Consider the following 13365-nt stretch of genomic DNA (forward strand, 5'->3'; position numbering starts at 1 on the left):
TTCCAAGGAAAACGCAATGACATATATCACATTAATCGCGTGGTTTTATACACTTCGTTTTAGGGCATGATTCTGCTTACGGCGAATAAATAGGGCAGCGATAAAGCCCACTGACAGAACAGCTGCCAGCAGCAAAAACGTAGCTGTCTGATTTCCGCCCTTCCCCATCAGACGGATTGAAAGCATGGGGGCCAGGCTGGTACCCGCGAACAGTATAAAGGTATACAGTGAGACGGCTATAGCCCTAGCCGAACCTCCGAGCTGACCAACAATTGCAATAAGCGAAGGCACGCTCAGGGCAATGCCGCTTACAAAGCATACGCTCAGCACGATGATAGCCACAAGAGAGTGCACCATCCCCATCAGCGCCAGACTGAGAATCGAGAGAGCAAGGGCTGCACGCAATATAAGCTGCACACCAAGCTTTTGGGCCAGCTTGCCGGCAAATGGCGACACGAGCATTCCGATAATGCCGGCGGATCTTACATAAAGCATCTGTGTGCTGTTCAGACCAAATTCAGGCCCGCCCAGATAGCTGCCCAGGACGGTGTACATGCTTACAAAGGACATCAAGAGAACAAAAGCGACCGCGTAGCTTAACCATAAAGGGTAGGAGCGCAGAACAGTACCTAACTGGCTGAAGGCGGCAAAGATGTGCACACGTCCTTGAGCCGCGGGGGCTTTTGGCAGAAAAAACAAGACGATCAGGAAGGTTAGGGCGTAGAGTACGCCGAGCATCAGAAATACCCTATGCCAGCCCAGATGCTCACTGACCACCATACTAAATACCTGCCCGGAAATACCTGCTACCAGAAACCCGGTACTGATAAAGCCGATAGCTGTAACCCGTTTTTCGGCCGGGAACATATCTACGGCGTAAGCCAGAGCGACTGGCGAAAAGGTGGCTGCTGCTAATCCCTGAAACAGGCGCAGTGTTACGAGTACAGAATACTGGCTGGCTGAGCCAAGACATAGGGATATGACCATTAGTGCGAGTAGTCCGGCAGCAATGACCTGCTTTCTTCCTAACCGGTCGGACAACCTCCCGTAGACAAGGCAACCCGCCGCAAACCCCAGGGAAAAAATACTGCCTGGCAGGGCTGCTTCGGCAGGCGTTTTTCCGAATACATCGGCAAAAAGAGGGAGCAGCGGCACCGTTACATACAGGCTGGACATAACGACCACGGCCGACCAGCTTAGAATAACGATCATCCACATATAAGGCAGAGCTGCGTTTTCTTTCGGTAGAACGGCAGATTTTGTTTGCAATTTATTCACTATAACACTCCTTCATAATAAAATAGCTATCTGTAAATCCAAACAATTAAAATTATTAGTTAACCTAATTATATCTTCAAAAAAAATTATCGACCCACTCCCAATTTGTTCTCCAAATGATGGTGAAGCTTCTCTATGATCCGTGAAAAAACAGCTTGCTCCTCGGGCTCCAAAATGCTCGTCAGGGAAGCGCAGGAAGACCAAAATACAGGGAGGACCTGCTGTACAACAAGGGAACCTTCTTCTGTAATACGTACATGAATTTTGCGTCGGTCCGTAGGAGAATGCTCCCTGATAATCCATCCCCTTTGCTCTGTCCAGTCCAGAAGCGACGTCACGGATGCGCGCCGAATGCCAAGACGGTCGGCAATCATGGAGGGGCTTATCTGGTTTTGGGACTGGTGTAGGGTTAACAGCAATAACAAATCCAGCTTGCTCTCAGTCAGTCCATATGCGGACAAATTCAGATCAACTGCGTCGAGCACATTATCACCTGTCCACAGCAAAAATAAGCCAAGGCGGGCAAGATGCCGGTCTGTTTCCGGCAGGGCAGTTTGATCCAACAACTCCAGGTAAGGTTCAGGGCCCAAACGGGGAAGAGGATGCTGAACGGTGTCTCGCTTATACGGTTTTGGCGGCATATACTCACTCTTTTCATATAATTAGGTTATCTAACTATTTTGAATATAACGGATTAGCAGCCATAATTCAATAGCTAAAAAGAAATACGGCTGCAATCAGCACTAAAGCAGGGTTAAAAATCGGCTGAGTGAACCAAACTGAGAGTAGGTTACCAAAATGCAACAAAAGATAAGTGAAGGAGGCGTTCGGATGTTCCGCAAGCAGGAAAGAACGCTCATCATTGTATGTATTGTGATTGCGGCTATTATGCTATATGCCGTAATTAAAAGCATAGCTCGCTTGACCCCTTAGCCGGTAATCAAGAGCGCGATTCATGATGTTTTCCCTTTTTTAAATGAGGATTTTGTAAAAATCCTGAAATGTAAAATGAAGGAGTGAGATCTATTTGTCTTCACTGGACCCTGTATTGTTAAGCCGGATGTTGACCGGAATTACCCTGTTTGTACATATTGTATTTGCATCCATCGGCGTCGGCATACCTTTAATGATTGCACTTGCAGAATGGCGCGGGCTGCGAACCGGTGATCCGCATTATACTTTGTTGGCCCGACGGTGGGCGCGGGGGTTTGTCATCAGCGTTGCCGTAGGTGTCGTTACAGGCACTTCGATTGGTCTGCAGCTCAGCCTGCTCTGGCCTACCTTTATGCGGGTGGCTGGACAAGCGATTGCGTTGCCCTTGTTTTTGGAGACGTTTGCCTTCTTTATCGAGGCGATATTCCTGGGGACCTACCTGTATACCTGGGACCGGTTTAAAAGCAAATATTTTCACCTGATGCTGCTTATCCCGGTAGCGATTGCCTCATCTGCATCAGCGGTTTTTATCACGACTGTGAACTCGTTCATGAACCAGCCGCAAGGCTTTACACTCAGAAATGGAGTCATGACAGATATTCATCCCATTGAAGCCATGCTGAATCCGGCCACGCCGACCAAAGTTTCACATGTACTGGCTTCCTCGTATACATTGAGCGCCGGGTTGCTGATGGGATTGGCTGCTTACAGTATGCTGCGGGGGCGTAATCACGCGTATTTCAAAAAAGCGCTGAAGCTGACGGCTACCTGTACGATTGTGTTTGCCATCAGTACAGTCATGATCGGAGACGCTTCCGGTAAGTTTTTAGCGAAATACCAGCCGGAAAAGCTGGCTGCTGCCGAGTGGCATTTTGATACGATGACACACGCGCCCTTCGTATATGGCGGCTATATGGATGAAAACGGTGATATCAAATATGCCCTGAAAGTACCTTACGCGCTGAGTGTACTGGCCGGGAATCTGCCTAGTACGGAGGTTAAAGGATTAAATGATTATCCCGCAGATGAGCGCCCGCCGCTGTCTATTCATTATATGTTTGATCTCAAAATCACCACCGGGGTGCTGATTCTGGTCATTCCGCTCCTGTATCTGATCCGAAAGCGTTTGCCAGGTCGCAAGCCCTACCCCAGATGGCTGCTGTTAGCGCTCATTTTGGTCGGTCCGATGGCTATGGTCGCCATTGAACTGGGCTGGATGTTCGCGGAGGTCGGCAGGCAGCCGTGGATCTTACGCGGATACATGAAGGTGTCCGAGGCGGCAACTACCTCTACCAGTGTCGGGTGGATGCTGGTGTTGTTTGTGATTTTGTATCTGGTGCTGTGCTTCTCGGCCATTAAGGTACTCAGCAAGCTGTTCCGTAATAAGGATGCGGTAGAAGAGATGAAGCAATTGGGCCTGGAAGGGGCTGAAAGCAAGTGAGCTATGAAATTGTCGGTATCGCCATTTTGTGGACCTTCCTGTTCGGATATTTGATTGTGGCATCTATTGATTTTGGTGCGGGTTTTTTCAGCTTTTACAGTGTGCTGACAGGCCACCAGAACAAAATCCACAATATCATTCAACGGTATCTGTCTCCGGTGTGGGAGGTAACGAATGTATTTCTCATCTTTTTCGTGGTGGGATTGAACGGGTTCTTCCCGGATGCGGCTTATTACTATGGGACGGCGTTACTCGTTCCCGGCAGCATTGCGATTGTGCTGCTCGCGATCCGGGGAGTGTATTATGCGTACAATACGTACGGGCATTCCGGTAAAAATAATATCGCCTACATGGCGTTGTACGGTGCTACAGGGCTGCTGATTCCAGCGGCACTGTCCACAGTTCTCGCCATTTCGGAAGGCGGCATTATTGAAGAAAACAGCACAGGTGTTTATCTGCGCTGGGGCCAGTTATTGATCAATCCCTATACGTGGGCGGTTATTATTCTGGCGCTGGTCAGCGTGCTGTATATATCGGCGATGTTTTTGTCCTATTATGCCAAAAGGGCGGGAGACCAGATCGCTTTCGAAATCGTGCGAGGATACGCACTGCTCTGGAGCGGTCCTACGATTGTAGCGAGTTTGCTCGCTTTTTTTCAGATTAATAGACAAAATCCGGAGCATTTTGCCAATATGCTGAGTATAGCCTGGATGTTTGTCGCATCCTTCATATGCTTTATGGGAGCTGTTTATCTGGTATGGCAGCGGCGCCATTTGGGAACCTCATTCATCCTGGTGATGCTGCAATTTGCATTTGCCTGGTATGGCTATGGTCGCTCGCATCTTCCGTATGTTTTGTATCCCTACATTAATGTGCATGGGGGCTTCACCAACGCTGCGATGGCGTATGCATTGATTACAGCGTTTATTGCAGGGCTGCTGGTATTGGTTCCTTCGCTGATTCTGATATTGAGACTGTTTCTGTTCGATGCAAAATATGTGCGAGGACAGGCAGGGAAGAAAGGGTGAGCTAGCGTGGCTGCTTTTGAGCATTTTACGATTATGTACGAATCGCCTATCATTATTGTAGCGGCGATTGTGTTTCTGTTTATCTATTCGGCACGCTTTAAAAATCCACAGGACTAGCAGCTGCGGTGAGGGGCCTTCCTGAATGTGAGGAGGGTCCTTTTTGCATTGGCTGGAATTTCCGTTACTGTGGGGATTGTTTTATACTTTACATAAACCATCGGATTGTATCATCTGGCTCTCATATTTGTATGACAATATATAGAGGAGTGAAACCGTTTGGATATGTGGGAGAACGACGGTCCTTCAGGGAGGGAGTTACATCATGTCTAAAGTTCGTTTTAACAATATGGATCATGTCAATACCGATAAAACACTCAAGGATTTCAGGCAATGGCGACAGGAGCGGCGCAGCAAAACAAAGGATTATACGTTTGTTGTTCCAAACCATCCCCCGGAGCTGGAATTTTTGCACCGCAATCGAGACATCACGACAGCTACCTGGGTGGGCCATTCCACCTTTTTTATTCAGTATCTTGGATTGAATATCATCACTGATCCGGTATGGGCCGGACGTATGGCGTTTGACAAAAGGCTGGCTCCGCCCGGCATTCGCATTCAGGATGTACCGCCGCTGGACATTATTCTGCTGTCTCATTCCCATTATGATCACTTGCATATACAATCGTTGCGCAAACTATATCGTGCAGACACGCTTGTGCTCGTACCCTCGGGCTTAAAGTCGAAAATGGTCCGCAAAGGCTTTCGCAACTGTCTTGAGCTGCAATGGTGGGAGCATTTTACGATAGGCGGAGTGCGGATTACATTTGTTCCGGCACAGCACTGGACACGGCGTACGCCATTCGATACCAACACCTCACATTGGGGTGGATATGTACTGCAAAGTGAACAGCAGGTAACCGGCTCTGCCACATCTTCTGCTGCGCACGTCGATTCTCATACAGATTCAGGCCCAGCGGATGCACCGACATTGTATTTTGTAGGAGACACCGGGTATTTCCGTGGTTTTAAGGAGATTGGCGAGCGCTTCGCCATTGACCTGACCTTTATGCCGATTGGGGCATATGAGCCGGAATGGTTTATGACCTCACAGCATGTGACTCCGGAGGAGGCATTGCGAGGATTTGTGGATTGCGGCGCGGACCAGATGATCCCGATGCACTACGGAGCCTTTAAGCTGGCGGATGATACACCGAAAGAGGCGCTGGATCGTCTTGAGGCGGAGCGTGAGCGTCTGGGAATCGCGAAGGAACGCATCCATGTATTGGGACATGGAGAGACGCTGAGAATGAAGCGTCGTTCCCCAGTGACCATCTGAGGGGCCATAGCCCACACTATTCATGCAAGAAGCGACCCTGTGGACAAATAACGTGTCTGTAGAGTCGCTTTTGGCATGTCAGGCTGTGCCTCAGGCTTATACGGCTTCCGTCTTGCTATGCGATTCGCGGAACGCTTCGCTTTTGGCCCAGGCTTCGAAGTTTTCATTCCCCTTCCAGCGTGTGCTGATCGTTGCTTCCTCATCATCCTGCGTGTTTTCAGTCAACATGTGGTGTTTCCTGACAGTTACAAGCACACGAAATATGAATGCTGAAACCGAAGAACGCGTTTGTCCTGGTGGCTTCTCATCGCATTTGAAAACAAGAGAATGGTTCTGGTCCATGTGTTTGTCAGGTGACAAGCGTGGAGACAGAAGCATTTTTTTATTTTGGTTATAAGATATTGGGAAAGGTTCAGGACTATTCTACTGATACTACGGTTCGATTCCGATCTTTTGTATGTTATACTATTGCCGTCGGTAATTTTGTGTTTAGCACTTTACTAATGATAAGGATGGTATGCTTATATGATCAGTACAAGCGGCGTAACGCTTCGTTATGGTAAACGCCCACTTTTTGAAGATGTAAATATTAAATTTACTCCCGGGAACTGCTACGGCCTGATTGGGGCGAACGGCGCGGGCAAATCCACTTTTTTGAAGATTCTTTCCGGTGAAATCGAAGCCAATTCAGGCGAGGTCCACATGACACCGGGCGAACGGATGGCAGTGCTCAAGCAGAACCATTATGAATACGATGAATTTCCTGTTCTGGAAACTGTTATTATGGGCCATACGCGCCTGTATGAGATCATGAAGGAAAAGGATGCGCTGTATGCTAAAGCAGAGTTTTCCGAAGCGGACGGCTTGCGGGCTGGTGAGCTGGAAGGCGAATTTGCAGAGCTGAATGGCTGGGATGCCGAGCCGGATGCGGCTGCATTGTTGATCGGTCTCGGAATTCCGCGTGACCTGCATGACAAAAAAATGTCTGAGATGAGCGGTAACGAAAAGGTACGCGTTCTCTTGGCACAGGCGTTGTTTGGCCGTCCGAACAATTTGCTGCTCGACGAGCCTACGAACCATTTGGATCTCGAATCCATCCAATGGCTGGAAAACTTCCTCATGGACTATGAAGGCACCGTCATTGTCGTATCCCATGATCGTCACTTCCTGAACAAGGTATGTACGCATATTGCGGATATTGATTTTGGCAAAATTCAGATGTACGTCGGTAACTACGACTTCTGGTATGAGTCCAGCCAGCTTGCGCTTACGCTGGCTCGTGATGCCAATAAGAAGAAGGAAGAGAAGATCAAGGAACTGCAAGCCTTTATTCAGCGCTTTTCCGCGAATGCTTCCAAGTCCAAGCAGGCAACCTCGCGTAAAAAGCAGCTGGATAAAATTACGCTCGATGATATCCGTCCATCGAACCGTAAATATCCGTTCATTAACTTCAAGCCTGAACGTGAAGCGGGCAAACAACTGCTGACCATAGACAGCATCAGTAAATCTGTTGAAGGCGAGCAGGTGCTGAATCAGTTCAACCTTGTGGTGAACAAAGGCGATAAAATCGCGTTTGTGGGTCCGAACGGTCTGCCTAAAACGACGCTCTTCCAAATTTTGATGGGTGAGATCGAAGCAGACAACGGAGAGTTTTCCTGGGGGATTACAACCAGCCAGGCTTATTTCCCGAAAGATAACTCCACCTATTTTGATAACGTGGATTTGAATCTGGTAGAGTGGCTGCGTCAATATTCGAAGGATCAGGATGAAACCTTCCTGCGCGGCTTCCTGGGACGTATGCTTTTCTCAGGCGAAGAAGCGCTTAAGAAAGCAAGTGTGCTGTCCGGGGGCGAAAAGGTTCGCTGTATGCTGGCCAAAATGATGCTGAACGGTGCCAATGTGCTGCTGCTGGAAGAGCCAACCAACCACTTGGATCTGGAATCGATCACAGCGCTGAATAACGGTCTGATCGACTTTGACGGGACTGTTCTGTTCACTTCCCATGACCATCAGTTCATTCAAACCATTGCGAACCGCATCGTCGAAATTACTCCGAATGGTGTAATCGACCGTACGATGAGCTATGACGAATACCTGGAAAATGAAGAAATTGCGAAGCTGCGTGAGCGTATGTATCCGGTAGAAATCGGTTAATATGCTAGCCTAGTTGGTTCAATCATAGATAGACAAAAGAGGAGCTCCTTGAGGCCATGAATATGGCTGGGGAGGCTCCTCTTTTTTTCGTCTGTACATTCCCAATGGCTTACTTGATCCCGTTAATGAGACCAGATTGGCCACGTCAGGCCCCCGGTGCTTTAATAGCCGATGGATGGGGTGGGTAGCTTATGAGCCGCCTGTACGACGACGTTGGTTGTTCGGCTTCTTCGTATTTTGGCTTTTCAGTGCTTTGGCGGAATTGCTTTGAAAGCCGCCCTGCTGAGAAGCACCGGACTGCTGTTTTTTTTGCGCCAGCTTTTCGCGAATGGCATCTGCAAGATTAATTTTACGTGGTTCATTAGCATCGCTCATAATAATTCCTCCTGTTGCCGCCGAATTCATGTCAATCCTGCTGATTGAAGAACAATGCGGCTGTGCTCTCATTTTATACGTTTTTAAAAGAAGGGACAAGGACAACAATAATAGCACATGAACAGGAAAAAGCGGGAGGGGAAAAGCCCCTTTTTGCACGAGTGAAAAAATGTTTTGCAGCCTCTACAGGAATGGGGTTCGGCAATACTTTTTCGTTGTTCCTACAGCGATGCGGGGAGGAAAGACTGTTTCTGTAGACCCACACAAAGGTCGTCTGCTATCCTGAAAATAACAGTTCCCCCAAGGCGGATTGTTCTTGTTCAGAGCAGCTAGACCGCTTGTTTTCCAAGAAGCGAGAGGCAGGTGCGCTGGAAGGATCGCTCTGCTAGGAATTCTATTTTGAAGGAGTGTCCCCCGTTGTGGTAAATGTTTATGAGGAAATACGAAAAGGTGAACGAGGGGCGTGGGTGAGCATTGGCGCTTACCTTTTGCTGTCTGGATTCAAGCTGATTAGTGGCTATATCTTTGTCTCCAGCGCGTTGATGGCCGATGGCTTTAACAATGTCACCGATATTGTGGTATCGGTTGCCGTGCTGATTGGCCTGAGAATATCCCAAAAACCGCCGGACTCTGATCATGCCTACGGACATTTCCGTGCAGAAACGATTGCAGCGCTGCTGGCATCCTTTATTATGGCTGTCGTCGGTCTTCAGGTACTTATTGATGGTATCGGAAGCATCTTTAAGGGCGGAAAACAGACACCGGATATCACCTCCGCCGGGGTGGCTGTGATTTGTGCAGTTATTATGCTGGGAGTGTACCTGTACAATAACAGACTGGCCCGGCAAATTAATAATAAGGCTTTACTGGCGGCCGCTAAGGATAATCTGTCAGATGCGCTTGTTAGTGTCGGAGCAGCGGTTGGTATTATCGGCGCACAATTCGGACTGCCGTGGCTGGATACCGTGGCGGCGATCGCGGTAGGGGTTATGATCTGCAAGACCGCATGGGATATCTTTAAAGATTCTACACATAGCTTGACGGATGGATTTGATGAGCAGGAGCTGTCTGACTTGCGGAGTACAATTGCCTGCATATCTGGAGTCGAGGGGATTCGAGACGTAAAGGCGCGGGTACACGGTAATCATGCACTGGTGGATGTGGTGATTGAGGTGAATCCGCAGCTTAGCTTGATTGAAGGACATCGGATCAGTGACCGGATTGAGGAACGCCTGCAAGAGGTTCATAATACGATGCACGTCCATGTCCATGTTGAACCCAAATTATAGCTAAAGTATTTAATAGTTAGTGTTAAAAGAGACTTTAGACCTAAGTCGATATGGTTTATACCTTCTCTTTTGTGACATTTGGATTATATCTCCCTTCCTGCTGATTTTACTATAATGAAGGCATGTCCGGCTGTATGGGTCGGAATTGACATGCTCTTCAAATTCATAAAAACAGCCAGGAGGTGCAACATTGAGAATACGCGTGATGGGAATGCTCATGACGTCAGCCGCGCTATTAGCAGCAATTCATGTGGCCCCGGGTCAGGTTGATGCAGCGGCATCGACAGCATCCACAGGACAGAAGGCGGTTATTCAATCGGCTGTAAAGCTCAGAGCCAATCCTTCGACGACGGGGGATGTAGTCAGTTTTATGAAGCAGGGAGAGGCTGTAACGGTATTAGAGAAAACAAACAGCTATTGGTATAAGATCAAGACTTCTAATGGAGTAACCGGATATACGAGCAGCTCAGACAAGTACATAAAAGTTAGCGCTGCCACCAGCGCTGCTGCTACTGTCATCCCGACTGACAGCCGTAAACCGGAAGCCGCGGAATCTAATAAAAGCAGTGCTTTGACTAAAGGAACCCCGGTCTCAGTGAATAGTTCGGCCGGTCAAACGAAAGCTACGATTCAAACGTCTGTTCGTTTGCGGGCGGGGGCATCCACTTCTTCCGAGATTTTGGGCTATTTGAATACAGGGGATGTCGTCACAATTACCGATCCCAACAGCGCTTATTGGTTCAAGGTTACCACTGCTGATGGTGTGGTAGGCTATGTCAGCTCGTCTCCGCAATATATTCGCATTGGCGAGGGTGTTGTCGTACAGCAGCCTGTGAATGATTCAGAGGCACCTGCTCCTAAAACTACTGTTGTACCTGCTGCAACGTCAACTTCGTCAGTAATTGGCTTGCCTTCCGGCGACGCAGCGGCTGCAATAGAACAGGTTATTAACACAGGCATGACTTATCTTGGAACCCCATATGAATATGGTTCTGACCGTAATAGTACGACTACTTTTGATTGCTCGGCATTTACCCGGCAAATTTTCCGTGAGGCTGCAGGTATCCAGCTTCCGGCAGATTCTCGTTCACAGGGTGAGTGGATCAAACAGCACAGTCAGCCGAATACTGACATGACTACGCTCAAGCGTGGCGATCTGCTCTTCTTTACGAATTATAATGCATCTTCCGAGACGTACACGTCCCTGGATAATTCCTCTCAAACGATCACACACGTTGCTGTATATTTGGGAGGCAATAAGCTTCTTCATACGTTTTCTGTAGCGGCTGGTGGTGTGAAAGTGACGGATTTCGGCAAAGCCTGGCAGGACCGTTTCCTGTTTGGAGGCAGCGTGGTCCAATAAAACAAAGCTAATGGTATAAAAGCTCCATCAATAAAAGGATGTTCCACGCCCCTGTGATAAGGGTGGGAGCATCCTTTTTTCATTTTAGCTCGATGAAGCCTGTTTCTCTCCCATAATACCATTTCAGCATGTTCTGTATCCTCCTTTTTTTGTATATAATGAGGCGTGCTTTCTATTCCGTAGAACATAGCGTCTGAAGCGGGAAAAGACAGGTTTGGACGCTGTTTCGTGTCAGGACGTTAAGGGTAACTATGCAGTAATCATGAACATCATCGTGAAGGATGAAAGAGAGGTTACGTCATGTTAACACAGGTCAGCATTTTTATTATTGCTATCGCATTTGCTGTTCTCGTCATTTTTCTTATTAAAACACTCAAAGCAGCACAAGGTTCTTTGGATAAGGTGACGCAAACCTTGCAGGATGTACAAAAAACAGTTGATGAACTGAGTTATGAAGTCAAGCAAACGGTTCGGCATGCGAGTGACATCACAGCAGACGTTGACCATAAACTAAAGCAAGTGGGGCCTATAATGGAATCCGTTAAAAACCTGGGTGAAGTGCTCAGTGAAGTAACACTGGCGGCCAAGCAGGCTTCTACTGCGTTAATGACCCGCCTGCAAAAATCGCATGATGCTGGGGATCAGGCGTCCAGAACCGACAATGCGGTCAGATCAGTGGCACCGAACGCGCCTTTAACCGCAACAAAGCGAACGGTTCAGGGCTACAATGCGACCTGCGAGGAGCCTGCGGCGAAATCAGCTAAAAAGTGGTTGGATTATATGGACATCGCCGCCAACTTGTGGCAGAAATTGCGCCAGTAGCCCGGTGGCTGAACCGTAAACTAAAGGAAATTTCATTGAAAGGGTGAGGTTTATGTTGAAGACTTTATTAAAGGTGGTTGCGTTACTCATTCCCTTTCTTTGCCCGCAACTGCTGATTTTGTTGATATTGTAAGATTAAATTTATACGGTATTGCCGCAAAAATGGGATTTTCTTATGAGGATATTGAAGACATGAAAGTGTAGTATCGGAAGCCTGTAATAACTCGGTCCTGTATGCATACAGTCATGAGGGGGAGTCGTGGAAGTAACATGATCCGCAAGTATGAGCCGTTTGGGTATCCCCTTTGAACCGTATGCGATGAAAAGCATGCTTGGACATATGAAAAATTATTTGCGTGACAAATCATGGTATATTCAGGTTCCCCGCCGCATTAAGGAAAAGGGAGCGCTCGTTCAGCATGCCATCGACGAACTGACCGTCATAATGGAGCGTTCACCGAACGTGAACGAGATTGCGGAATATTTGGATTTGACCATGGAAGAAACGATTGAGGTGCTTGCGGGCCGCGAGTGCTGTCATTATGTTTCACTAGACTCTTTATCCCAGGAAGAGAGCGCAGCTACATTAGGTGAGCTGATTAGCTCGGATGCCGATGATTATGACACAGTTGAAAAACGGATGGATTTGCAGCAGGCTATAAGCCAACTGAAAGAGCAGGAACAGAAAGTGCTCCTTCTCGCATTTCAGGACGGTCAATCTCAACGTGCGATTGCGCAAACCTTGGGCGTATCGCAAATGAGCGTTTCCCGCATCCAGAAGCGAGCAACTGAAAAGCTAAAGCAGATGATGTCCAATTCCTCGATCTTATGAGAAAACAGCGGAATGTATGGCTTGCAAAAACACCAGCTTCTTGCATGCTGGCTGTTCGATGTTTGGCATCTATTCCTGTTGTGCACAGAACGCTGGGCTATCAGGATGTGGCATTTAATTGTTTTTCCGTATCCTTCGCTGCCTGGGCTACCGCAGCACCGATTAAACCTCCGATGAATAGCCTCTTTGCAAAGCTTGAAGTATGACCTGCCGTATTTTGTTGATCCATGTTGCTCATGTCGTATCACTCCCCTTAATGAGAAAAAATATATATATTAGGCAGCTCTAGCTTCGAGTACTGCTTTGTTTTGCTTACTTCGTATATAAACGCCCTTGACCTTGAATGAAACAAAAATCAATCCCGGGTTCGTTTATAGCCGTGGAGTGGATGAAGGAGGGGAAAACTGCTGGCACGCTTGCCAGTAGACGACAGGAACGTTAAATATCAGACATATGATTCCTGCAAGATAGCCACCCGCAGTGTCGTAGGAAAGTGAACCATGGAGGTGCAGGC

13 protein-coding genes and 2 pseudogenes are annotated in these 13365 nt (G+C 48.0%); 10 read left to right on the plus strand and 5 right to left on the minus strand.

Annotated features, from left to right (window positions below):
• Window positions 1–45: 45 nt before the first annotated feature.
• Window positions 46–1278 carry an MFS transporter gene (locus tag JO375_RS13300; protein ID WP_229524923.1) on the minus strand — a complete coding sequence of 411 codons (1233 nt, stop codon included), beginning with the start codon at window positions 1276–1278 and terminating at the stop codon, window positions 46–48.
• Window positions 1279–1364: 86 nt separating this feature from the next.
• Window positions 1365–1919, minus strand: coding sequence for a MarR family winged helix-turn-helix transcriptional regulator (locus tag JO375_RS13305; RefSeq protein ID WP_229524924.1), 555 nt, complete (start codon window positions 1917–1919; stop codon window positions 1365–1367).
• 386 nt (window positions 1920–2305) lie between these two features.
• On the opposite strand from JO375_RS13305, the gene JO375_RS13310 reads away from it, so the two are divergent.
• The 4 genes from JO375_RS13310 (at window position 2306) to JO375_RS13320 (ending at window position 6016) form a co-directional block, all read left to right on the plus strand.
• Window positions 2306–3652, plus strand: a complete 1347-nt coding sequence (locus tag JO375_RS13310; RefSeq protein WP_229524925.1) for a cytochrome ubiquinol oxidase subunit I — start codon at window positions 2306–2308, stop codon at window positions 3650–3652.
• Window positions 3649–4680 carry a cytochrome d ubiquinol oxidase subunit II gene (locus JO375_RS13315; protein WP_229524926.1) on the plus strand — a complete coding sequence of 344 codons (1032 nt, stop codon included), beginning with the start codon at window positions 3649–3651 and terminating at the stop codon, window positions 4678–4680. Before JO375_RS13310 ends, JO375_RS13315 begins: the two co-directional genes overlap by 4 nt.
• 6 nt (window positions 4681–4686) lie before the next feature.
• Window positions 4687–4797, plus strand: a complete 111-nt coding sequence (gene cydS, locus JO375_RS25040) for a cytochrome bd oxidase small subunit CydS (RefSeq protein ID WP_377529959.1) — start codon at window positions 4687–4689, stop codon at window positions 4795–4797.
• Between the two features lie 205 nt (window positions 4798–5002).
• On the plus strand, window positions 5003–6016 hold the full coding sequence (locus JO375_RS13320) for an MBL fold metallo-hydrolase (protein ID WP_229524927.1): 1014 nt from the start codon (window positions 5003–5005) through the stop codon (window positions 6014–6016).
• A gap of 96 nt (window positions 6017–6112) precedes the next feature.
• On the opposite strand, the gene JO375_RS24550 is transcribed toward JO375_RS13320, so the two are convergent.
• Window positions 6113–6244, minus strand: coding sequence for an antibiotic biosynthesis monooxygenase family protein (locus JO375_RS24550; protein WP_267497694.1), 132 nt, complete (start codon window positions 6242–6244; stop codon window positions 6113–6115).
• A gap of 297 nt (window positions 6245–6541) precedes the next feature.
• Between JO375_RS24550 and JO375_RS13325 the strand changes: the two genes are divergently transcribed.
• On the plus strand, window positions 6542–8170 hold the full coding sequence (locus JO375_RS13325; RefSeq protein ID WP_229524928.1) for an ABC-F family ATP-binding cassette domain-containing protein: 1629 nt from the start codon (window positions 6542–6544) through the stop codon (window positions 8168–8170).
• A 189-nt stretch (window positions 8171–8359) separates the two neighbouring features.
• Here JO375_RS13325 and JO375_RS13330 read toward each other — a convergent pair whose 3' ends face one another.
• Entirely contained in the window at window positions 8360–8545 is a 186-nt protein-coding gene (locus JO375_RS13330; protein WP_229524929.1) for a hypothetical protein, read from the minus strand.
• A 419-nt stretch (window positions 8546–8964) separates the two neighbouring features.
• On the opposite strand from JO375_RS13330, the gene JO375_RS13335 reads away from it, so the two are divergent.
• The 5 genes and pseudogenes from JO375_RS13335 to JO375_RS13355 all read left to right on the plus strand — a co-directional run.
• Complete coding sequence (locus JO375_RS13335; protein WP_229524930.1) at window positions 8965–9834, plus strand: cation diffusion facilitator family transporter; 870 nt, start codon at window positions 8965–8967, stop codon at window positions 9832–9834.
• A gap of 190 nt (window positions 9835–10024) precedes the next feature.
• Window positions 10025–11197, plus strand: a complete 1173-nt coding sequence (locus JO375_RS13340) for a C40 family peptidase (RefSeq protein WP_229524931.1) — start codon at window positions 10025–10027, stop codon at window positions 11195–11197.
• A 300-nt stretch (window positions 11198–11497) separates the two neighbouring features.
• Entirely contained in the window at window positions 11498–12019 is a 522-nt protein-coding gene (locus tag JO375_RS13345; RefSeq protein ID WP_229524932.1) for a DUF948 domain-containing protein, read from the plus strand.
• A gap of 66 nt (window positions 12020–12085) precedes the next feature.
• Window positions 12086–12273, plus strand: a pseudogene (locus JO375_RS13350) (ATP-binding protein); the annotation flags it as partial.
• A 38-nt stretch (window positions 12274–12311) separates the two neighbouring features.
• Window positions 12312–12851, plus strand: a pseudogene (locus JO375_RS13355) (sigma-70 family RNA polymerase sigma factor); the annotation flags it as partial.
• 100 nt (window positions 12852–12951) lie between these two features.
• On the opposite strand, the gene JO375_RS13360 reads toward JO375_RS13355, so the two are convergent.
• Window positions 12952–13089, minus strand: a complete 138-nt coding sequence (locus JO375_RS13360) for a hypothetical protein (RefSeq protein ID WP_229524933.1) — start codon at window positions 13087–13089, stop codon at window positions 12952–12954.
• Between the last annotated feature and the right edge of the window lie 276 nt (window positions 13090–13365).

The sequence above is a fragment of the Paenibacillus farraposensis genome (assembly GCF_020736845.1).
Lineage (GTDB): Bacteria > Bacillota > Bacilli > Paenibacillales > Paenibacillaceae > Paenibacillus > Paenibacillus farraposensis.

Bases quoted from the DNA above. Each gene is read 5' to 3' on its own strand.
- JO375_RS13345 (WP_229524932.1), top strand. From the start codon at position 11,498: ATGTTAACACAGGTCAGCATTTTTATTATTGCTATCGCATTTGCTGTT.
- JO375_RS24550 (WP_267497694.1), bottom strand. From the start codon at position 6,244: ATGTTGACTGAAAACACGCAGGATGATGAGGAAGCAACGATCAGCACA.
- JO375_RS13320 (WP_229524927.1), top strand. From the start codon at position 5,003: ATGTCTAAAGTTCGTTTTAACAATATGGATCATGTCAATACCGATAAA.
- JO375_RS13360 (WP_229524933.1), bottom strand. From the start codon at position 13,089: ATGAGCAACATGGATCAACAAAATACGGCAGGTCATACTTCAAGCTTT.
- JO375_RS13305 (WP_229524924.1), bottom strand. From the start codon at position 1,919: ATGCCGCCAAAACCGTATAAGCGAGACACCGTTCAGCATCCTCTTCCC.
- JO375_RS13330 (WP_229524929.1), bottom strand. From the start codon at position 8,545: ATGAGCGATGCTAATGAACCACGTAAAATTAATCTTGCAGATGCCATT.
- JO375_RS13325 (WP_229524928.1), top strand. From the start codon at position 6,542: ATGATCAGTACAAGCGGCGTAACGCTTCGTTATGGTAAACGCCCACTT.